The organism is Bradyrhizobium sp. USDA3516, assembly GCF_057651995.1.
Genome location: NZ_JBYGYN010000002.1, coordinates 526608 through 547028 on the forward strand (window position 1 = coordinate 526608; position 20421 = coordinate 547028).

A 20421-nucleotide genomic window follows, 5' to 3' on the forward strand; every position below is an offset into this window, starting at 1 on the left:
GGCGGCTTGCGGCCGCTATGAGGGACCGAACGGCCAGATGCCCAGCGTGAAAAAGCAGCCCGCGCGGGCCGCAAGACCCGCGCCGATCAAGCGGCGCGACCGCGAACGAACGCGGCAGGAGATCCTCGATATCGCCTTCGCGGAATTTGCCGAGAACGGCCTGTCCGGCGGCAATACCGACGCCATCGCCGCGCGCGCCAACGTCACCAAGCGGCTGATCTTCTACTACTTCAACTCCAAGGAAGATTTGTTCACCGCGGTGCTCGAAATGGCCTACGCCAAGATGCGCGCCGCCGAGGAGGACCTTCATCTCGAAGCGCTGGAGCCGGAGGCCGCGATCCGCAGGCTTGCTGAATTCACCTTCGATTTCCACCAAGCGAATCCGGAATTTGTTCGTCTCGTCTCGATCGAGAACATCCATCGCGGGCGGCATGTCGGCGTCAGCCAGAGGCTGAAGGAGATGACACAGCCGAGCATCAGCCAGATCGCAAAATTGCTCGCGCGTGGCGTCGCAAGCGGCGCGATTCGTGCCGGCATCGATCCAATCGAGCTGCACATGACGCTGAACGCATTGAGCTTCTTCTCGGTCGCCAACCGCCACACTTTTGAGGCGCAGTTCGCCTGGGACATGTCCTCGCCCACGGCGAAAGCCCAGCGGCGGAGCGAGATCGCCGACGTGCTTTGGCGCTATGTGCGAAAGGTCTAGGGCCGTTTATGGCTCGATCGGAGTAGCTCGCTTTGAGTCGGCAAGCCGACATGGATGAGATACACTCCCGGCAATTCTGTTCCCGCACCGATCCCGAGGAACCGATCCATGAGCATCAAAGCCGTCGTCTTCGACGCCTACGGCACCCTCTACGACATCCAGTCGGTTGCTGAAATCACCGAGGATGCGTTTCCGGGCTATGGCGAGATCATCACGCAGGTCTGGCGCATCAAGCAGCTCGAATACACCTGGCTGCGCTCGCTGATGCAAGCTTACCAGGATTTTGACGCGGTCACCCGCGATTCCCTCGCCTATACGCTGCGTGTGCTCGGGCTGGCCTACGAGAGCGAGACGTTCGAGCGCGTGATCGAAAAGTATCTGCATCTCGATCTCTATCCGGATGTGGCGGAAACGCTTGTGGCCTTAAGACCGCGCAAGCTCGCCATCCTCTCCAACGGCAGCCCGGACATGCTCAATGCGCTGGTGCGCAATTCCGGCCTCGATGCCCTGCTCGATGCCACCATCAGCGTCGACGCGAAGAAGATCTTCAAGCCGAGCCCGCAGGCCTACGAGCTGATCGGCGAGGTGCTCGGCACCGCGCCTGGTGAGGTTCTGTTCGTCTCCTCCAATCCCTGGGACGCCGCCGGGGCGAAATCGTTCGGGCTGAAGGTCGCCTGGATCGAGCGGGTGACGCCGGAAGCCATGGCGCTGGCTTGCGTCGAGACCGAACTCGTGGCACCGCTCACCATGTTCAGGGCGATCCGTACCCAGATGGATGAGCTCGGCTTCGCGCCGGACCACCGCGTCCGCGCGCTCTCCGAGCTGCCAGGAATCGCTTAAGAGGTCGCCCGCCTATGAGATTGGAATGAGCTGCCCGGAATGAGCCTGGAATCCGTTCGCGCCTTCTTCGCCGAGAATGCCCCCGACATCTCCGTCATCGAATCCCCGATCAGCTCCGCGACCGTGGCGCTGGCGGCCGAAGCCTATGGCGTCGAGCCCGGCCGGATCGCCAAGACGCTGTCCTTGCGGATCGGCGAGCGCGTGATCCTGATCGTCGCGGCCGGCACCTCGCGCATGGACAACAAGAAAGTCAAGGCGCAGTTCGGCGGCAAGCCGAAGATGCTGGGTCTGGAGGAAGTCGCCGACATCACCGGACACGAGGTCGGTGGCGTCTGCCCTTTCGGCCTGAAGTCGCCGCTGCCGATCTATTGCGACGTATCGCTGAGGGCGTTCGACGTCGTGGTGCCGGCCGCCGGCTCGACCCACAGCGCGGTGCGCATCACGCCGGAGCGGCTGGCCGAGCTGACCGCGGCGGAATGGGTCGATGTCTGCGAGCACAGGCCGTAACGGCGGCACCGGATACGGTGGCTGGTTGCATTGCCGGTCAGGCAGGCTAGCATGGCGGCGATGACCGACGACAAGGTAAAGCGACGACTGACCACCGTGCTGTGCGCTGACGTGTACGGCTATTCTCGCCTGATGGAAGCGGACGAGACCGGAACGTTGGAGACGCTCCGCCGCTACCGCACGGCCATTGCTCGGTTGGTCGAGCGCCATGACGGCCGCATCGTGAACACCTGGGGCGATGCCGTGATCGCCGAGTTCGCCAGCGTCGTCGAGGCCGTGCAATGCGCGGTCGAGATCCAGCAGGAAATCTCCAGTCAGGCCTCGAACGCGCCCCCGGCGAGCCCGATGCAGTTTCGCATCGGCATCAACCTCGGCGACGTGATGGTGGACGGCACCGACATCTACGGCGATGGCGTCAATATCGCTTCGCGGCTGCAAGAACTCGCCGAGCCCGGCGGCGTCGTGATCTCGAGCTCCGTCTACGATCAGGTGCACAACAAATTATCCGTTGGCTTCGACTGCCTCGGCCAGCGTCCGCTGAAGAACATTGCTCCCCTGACCAGCTATCGGTTGACCTTGGGCGGTCAAGCCGCCGAGCCAGGGAGCGTCCCGATCGAGGAACGGGCAGCGCCCTCAGAGAGAGCGCGGGCTCCGCGATTGGACGACCGGCGCGCGCCGTCTTCGGCGACGAATGTCGTCTCGGATTGGCTCACGAGGCTGCCCCGCCCGGTTGCCGCGGCCCTCACGGTCTCGGCCTTCCTAATCCTGATCAATCTGTTCACCAGCGACAGGATCTGGTTTCATTGGCCGGTCGCGGCCATTCTGTTCAGTGTGGTGTTGCGGATGGTGCTTGGACAGCGCCCCGAATCAGACAGCAGGACGGAGCGCTGAACGAGGCGGCGCGACCGCACCCTCGTGCCGGCCGCCACGCATTATTCCGGATCGCGCGCTCGGCAGAGCCTAATCGTCGTTATCGTCATAGGGACGCGGTTGCGCCGGCGGAGGTGGCGGCAGCGCATTGTTGTATCGCGGTGGCGGCGCGGCGCGGTTGCGCGGCACCTGCTGCGGCGGCACCTGGTTGCTGGATTGGAACACCGCACGGCAGCCGCTCGAAAGCTGCGGCGTGTTCTGCTGCAAACAGGCCACAATGCGGTTCACATCGGGAACCTGATCGCTGCACAGGCGCCAGACATCCGGCGTGCAGGCCATCTGCTGCTCCATGGTCCCGCGATATTCTTGGGCGAATGCTGCGCCCGGCGCGACGATGCCGCCGATCGCGAGCACGACACCCAGCGCAATCCGCTCTGTCCGCATGTCCGATCCTTCCCGATTCTCCTCGATGTTCATCAATCAATGAGGCGGGAGCCGGTTCTGGACCAACAACAAAATGTGAAAATTGGCCAGGAACCATGGCAGCTCCCGCTGACGCTTTGGTCCGTGGCGCCCCAGCAACAGGGCCGAGGCAAACCGGTGCCTTGCGCCTTTCGCCATAAGGCATTTCGCCTCACGCCAAGAAGGATGACGGCGCTCCCGCTAGCAATGTGCTGCAATGAGGGGAACGTCGATGCCGACTGCAAAACCGGTCCGTGCGCAAAACGCCGCCACGGCCGCAATCTTTCGCCACAAGCTGCTGGTCACCACCGCGCTGGCGCCCCTCGTGCTGGCCTTCCCGGTCCTGACGTCCGGCCCGGCGCGCGCCGCCTGCACCGTGGTCGGCACCGGCACGATAGGCGCGCTCAATTCGGGCGATGTCGCGACCTGCACCGGCCTCGGCAACACCGACCATATCAACGCCACCGGTGGCAGCAACGTCACGGTGAATGTCGGTGACGGCACCATGACCTCGCTGCTGCCGGGCGCCGTCGTTCCCGCAATCGTGTTCGACGGCACGTCGAATTCCAGCGTGAGTTTCAACAATCAATCCACGACATCCACCTACGGCGGCGCGGTGCTCCTCTCCAACGGATCGAATAACAACACCGTCACCATCGCCGCCGGCGGCGTTGCGGAAGGGACCGGCAACGCCGAGGCGGCCATCGTCATCGACAATTCGAACGGCAATGCCGTCAACGTGGGCGGGACCGTGGTCGGTAACGGAGGCACCACGACCGGGCTGCGAATCATGGGAACGTCGACCGCGAACGTCATCAATGTCCATCAGGGCGGATTGATCGACGGCGGACATACCGGCGTGCAATTCATTGCTGGCGGCAACACCCTCATCAACGCCGGCACGATCTCCGGCGGCTTCTTCATCGCCATCCAGGGATCTTCAGGCACCGACACCGTTTTCAACGGCGGGACCATCTCGGGAGGCGGCAGCGGAGCGATCGATCTGTCCGGCGGCGACGACGTGCTCGGTCTCGGCCCCGGATCAACGGTCACCGGGAATGTCCGCGGCGGAACCGGTATCGATACCCTGAGCTTCGCAGGCACGGGGAACGGGATCTTCGACCTTGGGACCGTTGGCGCCGGCCTGCAATATGACGAATTCGAGCAGCTGGCCAAGACCGGCTCCTCGGTGTGGACGCTGACAGGCACCACCGCCTTCAACGGCGTGACCACCGTCGATGCTGGCGGCCTGGTCGTGAACGGCACATTACCCTCGGTCGTCTCGATCAATGGCGGCTATCTCGGCGGCACCGGCACCGTCGGCGGCATCGCCGTCAACAATGGCGGCATGGTAGCACCCGGCAACTCAATCGGGACGCTCAACGTCAATGGCAACGCCGTCTTCAACGCCGGCTCGACCTTCCAGGTCGAGATCAATCCCGCCGGCCAGTCCGACAGAATCGCGGCAACGGGCACCGCGACGCTCAACGGCGGCACGGTGCAGATCGTGCCGCTCGGGGCAGGCTTCATCGCCAACACGCAGTACACCATCCTCACGGCGGCGGGCGGCGTCAGCGGCACGTTCGCGGCGCTCACGAGCTCCGGCAGCCCGCTGGTCACGGGGCAACTCAGCTACGATGCCAACAACGTCTACTTCCTGCTGCAGCAGATCGGCGGCTTCGGAACCTTGTCGGGGCTGTCGCCGAATCAGGCCGCGGTGGCCGGCGCACTCGACCAGGCACAGCTCGGCGGCGCATCGGGACCGCTGGCCGCTGCGATCAACACGCTCGCCGCGCTCAATACGCCGGGCATCAAGGCCGGCCTCGACGATCTCGCCGGTCAAATCCACGCCGACGGACGCCGCTTCGTCGCGGATCAGGCCGATATGTTCCAGAGCTTCATGTGGAATGCCGGGACGCAGTCGCGCGGCGAGACCGTTCGGATGACCGCGTCCACCTATGCGCCGGAGCCCACGGACCCGATTGGCAAGGCGCTGAATCGTCGCCCCGCGGCACCGATGCAGAGCGTCTGGTTTGGCGGCTATGGCAATTGGGACAAGGTGGCCGCGAGCGACATTGCCTTCGGAACCAGCACAACCGTCGCCGGCGCCGCGCTCGGCGCCGACCTCTGGCACATGCCGGGCTTCGCAGCAGGCCTCGCGGTCGGCGCATCGACCGGCCAGCTGCGCATGGCGGGCCGCGCCGACCGCATCGAAGCCAATGCCGGGCATGCCGGCGTCTACGCACGCGGCGAAGCCGGCGGCTTCAATCTCGCATCGGCGATCAGCTATTCCTTTGCGGCGCTCGACTCCTCACGCACGATCGCGTTCCTCGGCGAGACGGCAACTGCCGCCTCGCGCGCAAACACCTTTGCCGCTTCGCTGGGCATCTCGCGGCCCTTCCAGACAGGATGGGGCCTCGTCGCCGAGCCCTTTGCCAAGGCCGACTGGTACACGACGCGCCAGGGAAGTCTGTCAGAGGCCGGTGCGCCGGGCGTGAATCAGCTGGTGCGAGGCGGCAGTTTCGACCTCGGCTATGGCACGGTCGGCCTGCGCGGCAGCCAGCGCATGATGATGCCGAACGGCCATCCGGCACAGTTCGGCGCGACCATCGCCGTTCGGCATGAGTTTACCGGCAGCGCCGCAACCACGACGGCGGCTCTGGAAGGCGCGCCCGGCATTCCGTTCGCGATCACCGGCGTCGAACGCGCGCGCACGGTGGCGCTCGCCGGCGCCGAAATCCGGTGGGACCTGACGACCGCGACGTCGTTCAAGGCCTCGTACGAGGGAGCGTTCGCGCCGGGATACGACCGTCACACGCTGCGCGGCCTGGTCCGCAGCGAATTCTGAACCGCCCTACTCCACCTTGCCGATCTTCTTCACCGCCGCGATCAGCCGCTTGCTGTCGGTCGCGACGAACTCAGAGAAGGCCGGCGCGTCCTGATAGGCGACGAGGCTGCCCGAGGTCTCGAACGCCTTGAGGACATCAGGGCTCGTCATCACCTGCGCCATCGCCTCGCGCAGACGGGTCGCGATCGGCGCAGGAAGAGCGCTCCGCGCGAACAGCCCGGCCCAGATGTAAAACTCGACATCCTTGTAGCCGAGCTCCTGGAAGGTCGGCAGGTCGGGGAAGCTGGCGATCCGCTGCGCACCGCAATTGCCGAGCACGCGCAGCCTGCCGTCGTCGACCTGCGGCTTCAGCGTGCCGGGTGCGGCGGCGATCGCCTGCACGGTGCCGCCGAGGATCGCAGTCAGCGCGGGGCCTGCCCCGCGGAACGGCACGTGCAGCAGCTTGATGCCTGCGCTGTTCGCGAACATCTCCATGGCCACATGCAGCGTGCCGTATGGCCCGGACGAGCCATAGGCGATCTGTCCCGGGCGCCTCGATGCATCCTCGACAAAATCCTGCGCGGTTTTCCACGGCGCCGAGGCCGGCACCGCGAGCAGCGTCGGATCGGCGAGCACGCGCGCGATCGGCATGAACTGCGAGACCTCATAGGCGACGGGTCGGTCGAACAGCCGGTCGGCCTCGGGCAACACCGCGAGCGAGGACAGCGTCATCAGCAGCGTGTAACCATCGGGCTCGGCACGCGCGGCCGCGGCATTGCCGACCGATCCGCCGCCGCCTCCCGCCCGGTTGTCGACGATCACGGGCTTGCCGAGAATTCGCTCCAACGCCATCGCGACCGGTCGCGCCGCGAGATCGGCCTGTCCGCCGGCCGGGAACGGCACGATCATGGTGATGGTGCGCGAGGGGTAGGCTTGCGCGAAGGCCTGGTCCGGCCAAGCAGTCCGCAGCAGCGGCAATGCCGCAGCGGCGCGCAACAGGTCGCGTCGATCCATGGAGGTCCCTCCCTTGATTTTCTTGTTTCGCGGCCAGCCTAACGCGGCGACGGGCAAGGACAAGTCGTTTACCAAGCGTTAGCCACGTCTGGGGTGGCGAGGAACGCCGACGCGGAGCCGCCGTTGGCCTTCAGGGAGTGAGGTGATGCGCAATCTTGGAACCATCGACGTCGCCCTGGACGAGATGCTGGTGAATCTGGCAGCGATCGTGTTGCGGCTTTCGACGCCCGAATTGACGCGAACGCCGGAAGCGCGGCGCGCACTGGCGCGATCCGTCCATCAATATGGCGTGTGCGCGGCGCGGTCGAGCGACCCGCGCGTTCACGAGCTGAAGGCGCAATTGGATGGGGCGCTGAAGCCGAGCCTGCGCATTGTCGCGATCCATGGCGTGAAGGTGTCGTAGTCAAACACCGTCATTGCGAGGAGCCCTTGCGACGAAGCAATCCAGAATCCCTCCGGGGAGACATTCTGGATTGCTTCGCTGCGCTCGCAATGACGGAGAGCGTTGAAGCCGCGCGCGCTCCTACGACGCTTTGCTTTTCCCGCGCGGTCGCCGCTTGCACGTGCCCGGCAGCTTGGCTGCGAGGAAGTCGGCGAGTGCTTCGACGCGCGCGGGGCGGGGGCCGCCGGGCGGGGTCACGAGGTGCACGGCGCCTTCGGCCTGCTTCCAGTCCTTCAGGATGACTTCGACCTCGCCCGACGCGATCGCCTCACCGACGATGAACTCCGGCAGCTCGGCGATGCCGAGGCCCGCGATCAACGCCGGCATCACGGCTTCACCGTTGTTGACGCGAAGCTGGCCGCCCGGACGCACGCTGGCCTGCTCGCCGGCCGAATTGGTGTAGTGCCAGGCGTTGGGCGTGGAGAGATAGGCGTAAGCGAAGCATTTGTGCGCGGCGAGATGCATCGGATGGGTCGGCCGGCCATGTCGCTTGAGGTAGGACGGCGCGGCGACCGTGTAGCGCGGCATGGTGAAGAGCCGCCGCGCGATCAGCGACGAGTCCGGCAGCCGCGCGATCCGCACCGCCATGTCGAAACCTTCGCCGATCAGGTCGACGGTCGCATCGCTCAAATGCAGGTCGACCGAGACTTCCGGATAGGTCTCGAAAAATTCCGGCAGCAGCGGCGCCACGGCCTTGATGCCGAACGTCATGGGGACGGCGAGCCGCACCAGGCCGCGCGGCGCCACCGACTGCGCCAACGCCTCGTTCTCGGCGGCCTCGCCGTCGGCCAAGAGGCGCGTCGCGCGTTCGGCCAGCTTGTGGCCGGCATCGGTCAGCGCGAGCCGGCGCGAGGTGCGGTTGAACAGCCGGGCGCCGAGCCGCTCCTCGAGCCGCGTGACCGCCTTGGACACCGTGGCCTTGGACATCCCGAGCTCGCTCGCAGCCCCCGCAAATGATCGCAGCTCCACGACCTTGGCGAAGATCGCGAGCGCTTCGAAGTCCGGGAGTTTTGCCATGGCAGCCGGTCCTGGTGGGGCATTTAAGGAAACAATGCGTTTCAACAGTTTCTATTTCTATACCACAGGCGAAGGCTTATCCAAGGGTCATCAGACATTCAGGACATGGAGAAATCCAATGACCAAGAAGCTCTCCGGCAAGGTTGCCCTCGTCACCGGCGGTTCGCGCGGCATCGGTGCGGCCGCTGCCCGCGCACTCGCCGATGAAGGCGCGGACGTCGCCGTCAGCTACGTCGCCTCGCCCGACAAGGCGGAGGCCGTCGTCGCCGAATTGAAGGCGAAGGGCGTCAAGGCGCGTGCGTTCAAGGCCGACCAGGCGTCCGCGAAGGACGTGACACAGCTCGTCAACGACGTCGCCGCGGAATTCGGCCGTCTCGACATCCTCGTCAACAATGCCGGCGTCGCCGCCGGCGGCGCGATCGACGACCCCAAGGCCGACGCGGACGCGTTTGCCCGCCAGGACGCCATCAACGTGCATGGCGTGATCGCGGCGATTCGCGCCGCCTCGCAATTAATGGGCGACGGCGGTCGCATCGTCACCGTCGGGTCGATGCTCGCTGACCGCGCCTCGTTCCCGGGCCTTGCCGACTACGTCGCCACCAAGGCGGCCGTCGTCGGCTACACCAAAGGTGCAGCGCGTGACCTCGGGCCGCGCGGCATCACCGTGAACGTGGTGCAGCCCGGCTCGATCGACACCGACATGAATCCAAAGGACGGCGGCGAGTTCGCCGAGACGCAGCGCAAAGAGCACGCCCTGCAGCGCTTCGGCCGACCCGAGGAAGTCGCGGCCGGAATCGTGTTCCTCGCAAGCCCACAAGCATCCTTCGTCACCGGCACCGTGCTCAACGTCGATGGCGGGTTCGGCGCCTGATCAAGGCGCCGCTCGTCCAACCAAGGAATCACGAAGATGATCGAACTCAGACCCTTCAATAAGCTCGGCGGCGCAGACCACGGCTGGCTCAAAGCAAAACATCATTTCTCCTTCGCGAGCCATTACGACCCGAGCAACATGGGCCACGGCGCCTTGCGGGTGTGGAATGATGACGAGATCGCGCCGAACACCGGCTTTCCCGCACATCCCCACGCCAACATGGAAATCATCACCTATGTGCGCGAGGGCGCGATCACCCATCAGGACAGCCTCGGCAACGAGGGCCGCACCGAAGCGGGCGACGTGCAGGTGATGAGTGCCGGCAGCGGCATCCGCCATTCCGAGTACAATCTCGAGCCGACCAGGACGCGGATCTTCCAGATCTGGATCGAGCCGACGATGCGCGGCGGACAGCCGACCTGGGGCTCGAAGCCGTTTCCGAAGGCGGACCGCTCCGGCAGGCTCGTCACCATCGCCAGCGGCTTTGCCGGCGACACGGACGCACTGCCGATCCGCGCCGATGCCCGGGTGCTCGCCACCACACTGAAGGCGGGCGAGAGCGCGGAGTATGAGCCGCAGACATCGCGGCATCTCTATCTGGTGCCGGCGGCAGGCGCCGTCGAAATCAACGGCGTCCGCGTCAATGCCCGCGACGGCGCCGCGATCCGCGACGAGGCCAGGCTGAAGATCACGGCGCTGGAAGATTCCGAGCTCGTGCTCGTCGACGCGGCATAAGCTGCATCCACGTGAACTCGTCATGCCCGGCCTTGAGCCGGGCATCCATCGCCTTCGCAAGGAGCTCTTCAAAGAACGATGGGTTGCCGGGTCAAGCCCGGCAACGACACCGAACAGAAGAACTCGCTTCATCCCCAACGGAGACCATCATGACCAAAGTTCTCGTCCTCTATTATTCCGCCTATGGCCACATCGAGGCGATGGCCAATGCCGTCGCCGAAGGCGCGCGCGAAGCCGGCGCGACCGTCGACATCAAGCGCGTGCCCGAACTGGTGCCGGCCGAGGTCGCGAAAGCCTCCTATTACAAGCTCGACCAGGCCGCGCCGGTCGCCAAAATCGAGGACCTCGCCGAATACGACGCAATCATCGTCGGCACCGGCACCCGCTTCGGCCGCATGGCCTCGCAGATGGCGAATTTCCTCGACCAGGCCGGCGGCCTCTGGGCCAAGGGCGCGCTGCACGGCAAGGTCGGCGGCGCCTTCACCGCCACCGCGACCCAGCACGGCGGCCAGGAGACCACGCTGTTCTCGATCATCACCAACTTGCTGCATTTCGGCATGGTGGTGGTCGGCATGAACTATGGCTTTGCCGGCCAGATGAAGCTCGACGAGGTCACGGGCGGTGCGCCCTACGGGGCCACCACGATCACCGGCGGCGACGGCAGCCGCCAGCCCAGCGCCAACGAGCTCGCCGGCGCGCGCTATCAGGGCCGCCAGATCGCGGAGACCGCCAAAAAGCTGCATGGCTGATGCGGTCAGGGGCGGCGTTCTCAGTCGGGAATGCCGCTTCAATGCCGAACCGGCTCCGTCGGCACAGGTGCGGGCGCCGTCGAAAGCCACCAGCCCTCACCGGCAAACCAGCATGTCTCGTCGGGGGTGCCCTCTCTCCGCAGCGACTGCACCCCTTCCCAACCTTTCGCGAACGCCTCGCCCAATCGCCGGCCGGCCTCGGCATCCTGCAATCCCGCGCAGCCGATGAACTGGGCGCGGCTGAGGAATTTCGCCGGCCAGATCGCACCGTCATCCGGCCGGGTGATCATCAACATGCCGCCGAGCATGCCTTCGGGCGCGAGCGGAAACACCAGCCGCCCGCCGGGCCGCAGCGCATCGAGCCATTCCGCCGCCGGCTGCGCCGCGCCCGCGCAGACATAGATCACGTCGGCCGCCGGCAGATCGGAAGCGATGCCCGAGCGTCCGCGCACGTCCACATGCGCGATGTCCTGCAGATTGTCGCGCGCAAGTCGCGCCAGGCGCTCGTCAATCTCATAGGCGTGAACGCGACCGCCCGGACCGACGAGATGCGCGAGAATCGCGGTGTAATAGCCGCTGCCGGCGCCGATCTGGACCACGGTCTCGCCTTCCTTCACGGCGCACCCGTTGAGCCAAACAGCGTGCGCACCGGGCATGCCGATGTTGAGACCGCGCGCCGGGTCCAGCGCCAACAGCGCGTTCTGATAGAGGAAGGCGGGGTCATCGTCAGGCGTGACCACATAGGGATGACCGCCGAAACAGATCGACCACGGCCCGGGCCCGGCGAACGGTTCGCGCCTGACGGTCCGAAAGGCCTGCTCGAGGCGAGGGTCCGCAGCCTTGGCCGCCGCGCAAATCAACTGCGCATAGAATGCACGATATTTTGCCGAACGGTCTTCCATGTCGCCTCCGGGGAACGGAAGCGACGATAACACAACGAGGACGATTATCGGAAGGCGTGCGCAATCGTAGGCCTTTGCGATGGCGCGGCGACGTGGCCACGCCTCAACTGCGTTCTGTTTTCCTCCTGACGAGGTCCTTGCCGATCGGCCGCACGGGTTCGCTCCGCAGCACCAGCGAGGTCGTCACAGCGCCAAAACCGGCAATGCGATCCACGATGGTCTCGAGATCCTCCGGCGCCGGAACGAGCACCTTGAGCACGAAACAGTCATCGCCCGTGACGCGATGGACTTCGACGATGTGAGGGATCTCGCTGAACCGCTTGAGGCAGGTCTTGATGTGCTCGTGCGAGGTGCGCAGGCGCACCAGCGCCATCAGGCCGAGCCCGAGGGCGCGCGGGTTGATGCGGGCGCCGTAGCCCTCGATGATGCCGGCTTCCTCGAGCCGCTTGACGCGTTCGGACACGGCCGGCTGGGACAGCCCGACGGAACGGCCGAGCTCGGACAGCGGCACGCGCGCGTTGGCCTGCAGCGCCTCGAGGATCTTCAAATCCGTGGCATCGATGCTCCCGAAGCGATCCAACTCAATCCTCCGTTCCACCTTGAGATCATCGGCAGATGGTCGATTCCGCCGATGACTTGCCATGTGATGCAGGACCGCGATCGGTCACACTGCGGCGTCACCTCAGATATCACGAGACGTTCATGCACGACATCATCACATTGCCCGGGCTCGGCGGCTCCGGAGATACCCACTGGCAGACGCTCTGGGAGCGCGCTGATGCGCGCTTTGCGCGATTCCAGCCGGCAAGCTGGGACCAGCCGGAGCTCGACGACTGGGAGCAAGCCCTGGAGCACGCGGTCGCGCGCTGCGTCAGGCCGCCCGTCCTGGTCGCACACAGCCTCGCCTGCCTATTGGTGGCGCACTGGGCCGCGCGCTTCCCTTCTGCGATTGCGGGCGCCTTTTTGGTCGCCGTGCCCGATCCGGATGGCGGCCATTTTCCCGCGGAAGCCGTGGCGTTCAAGCCGGTCCCCGGCCGCGCGTTGCGCTTTCCTGCGCTGGTCATCGCGAGCACGAATGATCCCTACGGAGCGCTCGAGGTGACAGCGCGGCGGGCCCAGGACTGGCAGTCCGGCCTGATCGTGCCGGGCGCGCTCGGCCACATCAATGCCGCGAGCGGGCTCGGCGACTGGCCGCAAGGACGCGCGTTGCTGGACGCCTTCCGCGCCGGCCTTCCGAGGTGATGGCGAAACAGGCGGCGCCCGTCACCGCGCGCCCTTGCCCATCGCCCGCGCTGCCAAGGCAGCCAGCCTGGGGTGACGGTGCAGACCCTGCGCGGCGTGATCGCGCCAGGCGAAGGGCAGGCCGCGCCATGACAGCGCGACGCTGACGTCGGTCAGCGGCACCCTCCCGGCGCCGAGGCGCCGCTTGTACTCCTGATTGCCGACGCTGAGGTCGAAACGGCGCACGCCCAGTGCATGCAGCGCGGCCATGGTGCGCTCGATGACGAGCAGACCCGGCGAGCAGCTCGACCATTGATCACCGGCATGGCTGATGCGCAGCAGGACATAGGTCGCGCCATGCTTGACGCCGAGCGCGGTGGCGACAACGCCTTCGTCGCACACCAGCGCCGAGACCATGGCATAACCTTCGGCGAGGCCCTCTCGGACGACCTCGCGATAGAACCGCGCATGGGTCTCGTCGTTGAGAACGAACCGCGAGCCGAGCTTTTGCATGCGTGCCTGCTGCTGGACATCCATCACGTCGAGCAGTTCGTGCGCACGCGCGACATCCGCGGCGATCTCGAACCGCGCACCGGCATGACGGCTGAAGACCCGCCAGCAGCGCGGCATCTGCAGGCGCTTGATCGCGGACTGATGGGCATCATAGTCGTCGCCCATCAACACGAGATTGCCGTTGAGCGAAGAGGATCCGAACCGGCCGAGCGATGCCAGCGGGTTCGGCTTGCCGCCGACCTCTGCCGGCATCTTCTTCAGGCGAAGTAGATCGAGACGGTCCGGCAGCGCGCGCAACGCGCCGATCAGCGCCGTGTTGATCGCGTCCCTCGCCGCCGCGTCCAAGGCGGCATCGAACGCCAGGATCGGTGCGTTGTTGTCGGAAACGCCGAGATCCGCGAACTCGACGATGCGGATGCCGCGCCTGACATGGCTGATCATCGGCACGATTGCGATGTCCTTGCCGGTGGCAGCATCGGAGATCACGGCGATCAGCGGAGCGACGTCGTGAAACGCCTCGTACCAGGCGCCGAGCCAGTCAGCATGCTGGAAAGCGGTGCGGTGCCCGGCGTTCAGGCGTGAGGCCGCGTGCCGCCAGTCACGCAGGAAATCGACCGCGATGGCCGACGCGCTGGGCACAAGGTCATCGGGCTGCTCGACGCTGAGGAAGGTCATCGGTGGGGCATACGATTGCTGAAAGGCTCCAGATAGCCGATGCTTATTGCCGAGCACAGCTGACGGCCCGTTAACCGATCGCACCATCATTGCCACCTGCGACAAGCTGTCCGCGTTTCGGCTCGGTCTGCTCGATGCATTGGAACCTTGCCAGGAAGTGCAGGCCGGCGACGGCCAGCGCGAACATGAACCAGATCGGATTCTGGCGTTCGAGCAGGAAGGTCTCGGTGGCACCGTAGTACAGGCCGAACAGCCACACGGTCAGAAACAGCTTGGCCAGTGCGCCACTGCGGCTGTGAGCCTGCGCCGCCTGGAAATTGCCAAGCGGGGCGAGCACGAAGACTGCGATCACCAGCAGCAGCCCGGGCAGACCGATCGTGACCGCGAGATCGAGGTAGCTATTGTGGCTGTGCGCCGCCGATGTCGCCCATTCTGCCCCCTGGGCGGTGGCCCGCGCGCTCGCGTCGTCCCAGAACGCAGAATAGCCGTGGCCGATGATCGGCTTCTCCGCGAGAGCCGCGAGCGCGAAGTCCCAGATCGCGGAACGTCCGGTGAAGGTCGGATCGAGCGGAAGCAGCCGCGTCATCGTCGCCAGCGCCGGGCTGACGACACTGCCGACGGTCAACAGGTTCATCGCAATTAGCGGCACGAAGCAGATGAGCCGCTTCAGCCACAAACTTGGAGTGACATAGACCAGTGATGCGAGGGCGTAGATCGCAAGGCACAGCACCGACGACGTCTTGCCGCCGGTGAAGATCAGGAACGTGCCGGCCAGCACGGCGATCACAGGCCCCATCACGAACGAGCCCACGGCGGAGAGGTAGATGCCGACATAGACCAGGATGGTCATCACGGCCGAGGCGATGTTCTTGTGGCCGAAGCTACCGCGCCAATCGCCGGCGAGCTGCGGCTCGGTGACGTCGAGCGCGGTGTGGATCGCATATTGCGGCGCGAGGAAGACGCCGAGATAGCACAGCGCGAGCAGCACGAGTGCGGCGGCACCGAGGCAAGAATTGAAGCTGCGCCGCGTCGGCGGCAGCAACGGCAACACGATTGCGAGCGACGTCACGCTGGCCGCGAGCACGAATCGCTGCATCGAAACGCCGCGGCTCTCGGAGAAGACGATGTTGATCGCCAGCCAGCCCAGCAGGCAGAGATGCAGCGGCGTCATCAGGCTCTTCAGCGCGGGCGCATCGGTGGCAGCGACACACAACAATGCGACCGCAGCCAGGAGGCCCCAGGCAATATAGGTCAGCGCCATTCGTCCGCCGACGATCATGGTGACGTCGGGATTGCGCAGGTCCGGGAACGGGTCGAGCGTCACCAGCACCAGCAGCAGCGCCGCGACCGCGACGAGGCAGCGCGCCACCTGCACGGCATCGAGCCCTGCAAGGCGATCACGCAGGAGATGGCTGAACGATTGGGCCTCGACGTCTGTCATGTCGGCGGCGCTGCGGTCCATGGCTCAAGACATTTGGTGACGCCGGCGAGGCTTCGGGTCTCGGCTCAGCCCTTCCGGGGCTACGTCAACGGGCCTTGCGGAGGTCTGCGACGCCGCGGGCGGCCCCACCATGCTCCGCGCGATCTCGTAATATTGCAGCGCCCGTTGCTCCAGCGTGAGATTGTCCAGGATGTAGCCGCGCGGATCGAACTCGCCCGCGGTGCATCCGGCCCAGAACTTGTCCCAGCCCGCCTCGAAGCCTGCGATGTCGGTGAACTTGAGGCCGCAGCGTTCGTCCCAGTACGGCACCGACGACACCGGCGCGAACTGCACGCGGTGCGGATAATAATCGGGGTCGCGCCATGGCCCGCCCGGATCCCAGGCAAACACCGGCACGCCGCAGGACAAGGCCTGTTGATAGGCAATGCCCTGGCTCTCGCTCTGGCACAGGAAGACCATCGCGCGCGAACGCGCGAGCGCTGCCTGAAAATCGGCTTCCTTGTAGCTGCCGTAGCGCAGCTCCGTGAACGAGCGGCCTTCCTTGATGAGTCGGGCGCGCACGGGCTCGATCATCTCCGGCGCGTAGTGCTCGCGGTCCCAGTGGATCTTGTCGTAGATCAGGACATCGACGGTCTTTTGCGCTGGAGCCGATGGCGCCCAGAGATTCGTGTCGATGCCGACAGGCCAGGCCTCGGTATCGGGCCAATATGGCCGGTACATATCGACGTACCAGGGACCGGGCACCACGACCTTCTTCACCGGCAGACGCTTGAACAAGTCAGGGTCGTCGAGCGGATGATTGTGGGCGGCAACGCCGAGCAGGATCGGGTTCTTCCATGCGAACTTGTCGAGCAGGAAAGTGCGGCCGATGATGCAGGCGAGCTCGTCGGGATGTTGCGCGATGTAGCCGTAATCGTTGACGCGGTAGCGGATGCCGAGCCGGTCGAGCCCCGCACAGAGATTGAGAAACACGCGCAGCTGGCCGCTCATGCGCGGCTCGCCGAGCAGCAGCCGGCGGGCGATGCGCCGCAGATGCCGGTCGCCGGGAAACCAGCGATCGTCCTTGTCCTCGTAGAAGAGGTTCAGGATCATCGCATCGGGATCGTGTTCGAACGTGTTTGCGGGCACAGGATTCCATCCGCGGCAGTCCAATGCGCATTCTCGCACGGGGCAGGCCGCCGCACTCTTCCAAATTTGCCACAGGCTTAATGCCAGCGGCTTAACGTTATTCTACGAAACCGGCGGCAGGCGAGCCATCTCGGCAACGGTTCGAGCGCAATGCGAGTATCATCGGCGGACGCCGGGCCTGGTGGTCGTCAGCATTACCAGCGCGGCACATGGGGTCCTCGTTAACAGATCATTAAAGGCGAGCCGTCGCGTGATCACCGCCGAAGAGGTTCTCGAACTGCCAGCCGCCTCCCGCGCGGCGGTGCCCGCGCGCTCGCCGCTTCAGGTCGGCTCGAGCACATCGGTATCGGTCGTCATTCCCGCCAAGAACGTTGCGGCCTATGTCGGCGAAACGCTCGCCAGCGCACTGGCGCAGCGCGAGGTGACCGAAATCATCGTCGTGGACGACGGCTCGGACGACGAAACCGTTACGATCGTCCGCGGCATGCGTGACCCGCGGCTGCGCTTGTTCCACAACGATTCCGCGGGCGTATCGGCCGCACGCAATCTCGGCGCGCGACAGGCAAGCGGCGAGTGGCTGCTCTTCCTCGACGCCGACGACCGCCTGCGTCCCGGCGCAGTGGCGGCGCTGCTGGCTGCGGCGCGCGACGCGCCGCGCGCCGTTCTCGTCTACGGCGATTACAACACCATCGACAGCGAAGGCCGCCAGATCGGCCGGCGCGGCCTCTTGAAGGGGCGCCGGAAGCCGTCCGGAGACGTGCTGACGCGGCTCGCCGCCGGCAATTTCATCGTCAATGGCGGCATAGCGCTCGCACGCGCGGAGGCTTTCCGTGCCATCGGCGGCTTCGATACGTCCCTCAAATATTGCGAGGACTGGCATTGCTGGTGCCGCCTCGCCGCGATCGGCGAGTTCGAGTTCGCGCCGGAGCTGCTGCTCGATTATCGTCTGCACACCGCCAACACCATGAACGCTGCGGTCCGGACGCCAAAGGACTTCTTCCCGGCCATTGCGCGGGTGTTCGATGACGGGTTGATCCTGGCGCGACTGCCCGAGCGCATGACGGCCGGGCTGCGCCTCGCCGCCGAGATTCACCTCGTCACCTATTCGGCGATGCAGGCAGTCCGATTCGGCAGGTATCGCCAAGCATTCGCTTATCTCGCGATGATCGGCCGGCGGTCGCTCAAGTCGCTGCCACGCTCGGTCATCCGGGTCGCCCTCGCCCGCTTCGGCATCTAGTTCCCGCCGCGTCAGGACGCGATCTTCGAGGCCTCGTAAGGCTTCGGCTCGAGGCCGAGGGCCGCCAGGGCGGCGCCAAACGCAACCATCACGGGATGCATCGCGACGACGGCTTTCGACGACGGCAACAAGGCGGCGGCGCGGAGCAGCGACAGCGGCAAGCGCCCCAACATCTGCGCGAACACCCGCGCCCGCGCTGCTGCGCTCGGGGCGGCCTTGTACTGCACACGATAATTGATCGCGCCGATGCGCAGGCCGCGCTTTGCGATCCAGCCAAGGCTGGTGCGGCTACGCGGCACGGTCTCGGTGATGACGGCCTCCGCCGTCCAGTGGAACCGCATGCCGGCGTCACGGCACCGTACGAAAAAATCGCAATCGCCGCCGCCGAGAAAATTGAAACGCAGGTCGAACGTGGGACGGTCGAACCGCTCGAAGGCGGCACGCGTGATCAGGCAATTGCCGCAGCCGTAGATCAGCGGCACCGCACCGCTGTAGTCATAGGCCGGACAGAAGGCGGGATGACGCGAAAGCCAGGGCTTGCTGTCGTCGTCGAAGACCGGCAGCACCGGCCCGCCGACTACGTCGGCGCCGGTCGCCTCCGCGGTTCGGACCATCAGCTCGAGCCAGTCGCTCGATGCGATCTCGTCGTCGTCGATCATCAGGAAACGGGTCGCGGCGGGAAACAGCTGCTGCGCCGTCTCGAAGGCAGCATTGATCGCCTGGCAATTTCCCTGTCGCTTCTCGATGAGGCAGATGCCCTGGAGCCTTCCATCGGCCAGAAACTCCGCGGCAACCGGCGCGCTTTCGCGCCGCACGGCATCGTTCTCGACCATGACGACGGCAAAGGAACGCGGGGTGCGCTGGTTCGCCAGCGATTCCAGCGTCAGGCGCAGGTGTTGCGGACGACGGAAGCAGGGAACACAGACGACGATGCCGACCGACAGGTCGATGATTCGAGAGCTCGCCACGATCTCCCGGTTGGGATCACGCACGGCATCCGAGATGCGCGACGCAGACAGCTCTGTCGGGATCAATGTCATGGGGTCTAGATGTCCGAGATGTATTGAAAAAGCCCTGCTTCGATCGCGCGTCCCACGACGGCACATCGCCGCGGGCAGATGCGTCTCAAAATGGACGGTTGCCGCGCGGTACATGGCCATCAAGTTCGCCGGACGTCATGCTGCAATTGGCGGTCCATGCGCCGACAACGCCCCAACATGAACAATACCGTAGTTAATGCACATGCGCATTAACCGGGCCGTAAGCACTGCGACCGGTGAGACGGTGCGGCATCGGATTTGCTCTTCGGGCAGGCGCATTTTTTCCTGTAAATTTGAATAGAACAAGCGCGGTCAGAAAATATGAACAAGCCAGCCACGATCGATTTCGCGACAGCCACGGCGATCCAGATTCCCGCGGCTGCGCCATATGCCGAGGCGCTCCATGATCTCGCCCCCGGCGAAGCCCGCGACAGCCTGCTCGCCGTCCACGACGTGCTGTCTCGCGAGCTGCCGCAGGGACGGCTCGCTATCTATGAGGCGGGCGGCGGCTCGTGCAGCGTTCTGCCACCGGACTTGCTGAGCCGCAGCAAGGTCACTGTCGTCGACATCGACGAAGACCAGGTCCGCAACAACACCTACGCCGACGAGGCGATCCTCGGCGACGTCCAGACCTACAGCTTCAACCGCGAGACCTTCGATCTCGTGATCTGCTACAACGTGATCGAGCATCTGCCCAACGTCGACGCCGCGCTCCTGAACTTCCGCGATGCGCTCAAGCGCGGCGGGATGATCCTGATCGGCGCACCCAATCCGCGCTCGCTCTCCGGGTTCGTCACCAAATATTCGCCGCACTGGTTCCACGTCTGGTTCTACCGGCATATTCGCGGCATCAAGGACGCCGGCCTGCCCGGCGAGCCACCGTTCCCGACATTCTTCCATCCCCTGGTGACGCTGCCCCGGCTGGAAGCATTCGCGGCCGCCAACGGCCTCGAGATGATCTATCGTCGTGAGGTCGAAAGTCCGCGCTATCCCGAGATGCGCCGGCGCAAGCCGCTGTTTGCGGCCCTGGTCGACGCCGGTGCCGCGATGCTCAACGCCGTGCTGCCGCGCGGCACCGACGTCCGCCGCGGCGACTATCACGTCATCCTGCGGAGGAAGTGACGGCGATGGCACGGGCGCGGCCCATCACCGGACGAGCTGCGGCTCGCGGCCAGGCTGCGCGCGGTAACGAACCGTTAATTCCTGGAAGGAGCGCGTATCGCG

21 protein-coding genes are annotated in these 20421 nt (G+C 65.6%); 12 read left to right on the top strand and 9 right to left on the bottom strand.

What is annotated here, in order from left to right; translation table 11 throughout:
• Positions 1–37: 37 nt before the first annotated feature.
• The 4 genes from AC24YW_RS08360 (at position 38) to AC24YW_RS08375 (ending at position 2944) form a co-directional block, all read left to right on the top strand.
• Complete coding sequence (locus tag AC24YW_RS08360) at positions 38–706, top strand: TetR/AcrR family transcriptional regulator (protein ID WP_487482270.1); 669 nt, start codon at positions 38–40, stop codon at positions 704–706.
• Between the two features lie 108 nt (positions 707–814).
• Positions 815–1546 carry a haloacid dehalogenase type II gene (locus tag AC24YW_RS08365; RefSeq protein ID WP_487482271.1) on the top strand — a complete coding sequence of 244 codons (732 nt, stop codon included), beginning with the start codon at positions 815–817 and terminating at the stop codon, positions 1544–1546.
• A 39-nt stretch (positions 1547–1585) separates the two neighbouring features.
• The gene (locus AC24YW_RS08370) at positions 1586–2053 is read left to right on the top strand and encodes a YbaK/EbsC family protein (protein WP_487482272.1); all 468 of its coding nucleotides are present in this window, start codon (positions 1586–1588) and stop codon (positions 2051–2053) included.
• 60 nt (positions 2054–2113) lie between these two features.
• The gene (locus tag AC24YW_RS08375; RefSeq protein ID WP_487482594.1) at positions 2114–2944 is read left to right on the top strand and encodes an adenylate/guanylate cyclase domain-containing protein; all 831 of its coding nucleotides are present in this window, start codon (positions 2114–2116) and stop codon (positions 2942–2944) included.
• 69 nt (positions 2945–3013) lie between these two features.
• Here AC24YW_RS08375 and AC24YW_RS08380 read toward each other — a convergent pair whose 3' ends face one another.
• Positions 3014–3367, bottom strand: coding sequence for a hypothetical protein (locus AC24YW_RS08380; protein WP_487482273.1), 354 nt, complete (start codon positions 3365–3367; stop codon positions 3014–3016).
• A 250-nt stretch (positions 3368–3617) separates the two neighbouring features.
• On the opposite strand from AC24YW_RS08380, the gene AC24YW_RS08385 reads away from it, so the two are divergent.
• A complete protein-coding gene (locus AC24YW_RS08385) occupies positions 3618–6233 on the top strand; it encodes an autotransporter outer membrane beta-barrel domain-containing protein (protein WP_487482274.1) in 2616 nt (871 codons plus the stop codon).
• Positions 6234–6239: 6 nt separating this feature from the next.
• Here AC24YW_RS08385 and AC24YW_RS08390 read toward each other — a convergent pair whose 3' ends face one another.
• Positions 6240–7226: a tripartite tricarboxylate transporter substrate binding protein gene (locus tag AC24YW_RS08390; protein ID WP_487482275.1), complete on the bottom strand. Its 987-nt coding sequence runs from the start codon at positions 7224–7226 to the stop codon at positions 6240–6242.
• Positions 7227–7371: 145 nt separating this feature from the next.
• On the opposite strand from AC24YW_RS08390, the gene AC24YW_RS08395 reads away from it, so the two are divergent.
• Positions 7372–7629 carry a hypothetical protein gene (locus tag AC24YW_RS08395; protein ID WP_487482276.1) on the top strand — a complete coding sequence of 86 codons (258 nt, stop codon included), beginning with the start codon at positions 7372–7374 and terminating at the stop codon, positions 7627–7629.
• 120 nt (positions 7630–7749) lie between these two features.
• Here the strand turns inward: AC24YW_RS08395 and AC24YW_RS08400 are convergent, their stop codons facing one another.
• Positions 7750–8685: a LysR family transcriptional regulator gene (locus tag AC24YW_RS08400; protein ID WP_487482277.1), complete on the bottom strand. Its 936-nt coding sequence runs from the start codon at positions 8683–8685 to the stop codon at positions 7750–7752.
• Between the two features lie 118 nt (positions 8686–8803).
• On the opposite strand from AC24YW_RS08400, the gene AC24YW_RS08405 reads away from it, so the two are divergent.
• The 3 genes from AC24YW_RS08405 (at position 8804) to wrbA (ending at position 11040) form a co-directional block, all read left to right on the top strand.
• On the top strand, positions 8804–9556 hold the full coding sequence (locus tag AC24YW_RS08405; protein WP_487482278.1) for an SDR family NAD(P)-dependent oxidoreductase: 753 nt from the start codon (positions 8804–8806) through the stop codon (positions 9554–9556).
• Between the two features lie 36 nt (positions 9557–9592).
• Positions 9593–10291: a pirin family protein gene (locus AC24YW_RS08410; RefSeq protein WP_487482279.1), complete on the top strand. Its 699-nt coding sequence runs from the start codon at positions 9593–9595 to the stop codon at positions 10289–10291.
• Positions 10292–10440: 149 nt separating this feature from the next.
• Positions 10441–11040 (top strand): NAD(P)H:quinone oxidoreductase, encoded by a 600-nt coding sequence (wrbA, locus tag AC24YW_RS08415; protein WP_487482280.1) that lies wholly within the window; start codon positions 10441–10443, stop codon positions 11038–11040.
• A 38-nt stretch (positions 11041–11078) separates the two neighbouring features.
• On the opposite strand, the gene AC24YW_RS08420 is transcribed toward wrbA, so the two are convergent.
• Both AC24YW_RS08420 and AC24YW_RS08425 read right to left on the bottom strand, forming a co-directional pair.
• Positions 11079–11942 (bottom strand): protein-L-isoaspartate O-methyltransferase family protein, encoded by an 864-nt coding sequence (locus AC24YW_RS08420; RefSeq protein WP_487482281.1) that lies wholly within the window; start codon positions 11940–11942, stop codon positions 11079–11081.
• A 103-nt stretch (positions 11943–12045) separates the two neighbouring features.
• Entirely contained in the window at positions 12046–12522 is a 477-nt protein-coding gene (locus AC24YW_RS08425; RefSeq protein ID WP_487482282.1) for an Lrp/AsnC family transcriptional regulator, read from the bottom strand.
• Between the two features lie 122 nt (positions 12523–12644).
• Here AC24YW_RS08425 and AC24YW_RS08430 point away from each other — a divergent pair, with 122 nt between their 5' ends.
• The gene (locus tag AC24YW_RS08430) at positions 12645–13184 is read left to right on the top strand and encodes an RBBP9/YdeN family alpha/beta hydrolase (protein ID WP_487482283.1); all 540 of its coding nucleotides are present in this window, start codon (positions 12645–12647) and stop codon (positions 13182–13184) included.
• Between the two features lie 21 nt (positions 13185–13205).
• Here the strand turns inward: AC24YW_RS08430 and AC24YW_RS08435 are convergent, their stop codons facing one another.
• From AC24YW_RS08435 to AC24YW_RS08445, 3 genes are all read right to left on the bottom strand, one after another.
• Positions 13206–14351 carry a GNAT family N-acetyltransferase gene (locus AC24YW_RS08435; RefSeq protein WP_487482284.1) on the bottom strand — a complete coding sequence of 382 codons (1146 nt, stop codon included), beginning with the start codon at positions 14349–14351 and terminating at the stop codon, positions 13206–13208.
• Positions 14352–14421: 70 nt separating this feature from the next.
• A complete protein-coding gene (locus AC24YW_RS08440; RefSeq protein WP_487482285.1) occupies positions 14422–15813 on the bottom strand; it encodes an O-antigen ligase family protein in 1392 nt (463 codons plus the stop codon).
• A 3-nt stretch (positions 15814–15816) separates the two neighbouring features.
• On the bottom strand, positions 15817–16920 hold the full coding sequence (locus AC24YW_RS08445; RefSeq protein WP_487482286.1) for a glycosyltransferase: 1104 nt from the start codon (positions 16918–16920) through the stop codon (positions 15817–15819).
• A 250-nt stretch (positions 16921–17170) separates the two neighbouring features.
• Between AC24YW_RS08445 and AC24YW_RS08450 the strand changes: the two genes are divergently transcribed.
• Positions 17171–18157 (top strand): glycosyltransferase, encoded by a 987-nt coding sequence (locus AC24YW_RS08450; protein WP_487482287.1) that lies wholly within the window; start codon positions 17171–17173, stop codon positions 18155–18157.
• Positions 18158–18168: 11 nt separating this feature from the next.
• On the opposite strand, the gene AC24YW_RS08455 is transcribed toward AC24YW_RS08450, so the two are convergent.
• Positions 18169–19197: a glycosyltransferase family 2 protein gene (locus AC24YW_RS08455; protein ID WP_487482595.1), complete on the bottom strand. Its 1029-nt coding sequence runs from the start codon at positions 19195–19197 to the stop codon at positions 18169–18171.
• Between the two features lie 321 nt (positions 19198–19518).
• Between AC24YW_RS08455 and AC24YW_RS08460 the strand changes: the two genes are divergently transcribed.
• Positions 19519–20319: a class I SAM-dependent methyltransferase gene (locus tag AC24YW_RS08460; RefSeq protein ID WP_487482288.1), complete on the top strand. Its 801-nt coding sequence runs from the start codon at positions 19519–19521 to the stop codon at positions 20317–20319.
• Positions 20320–20421: the final 102 nt, after the last annotated feature.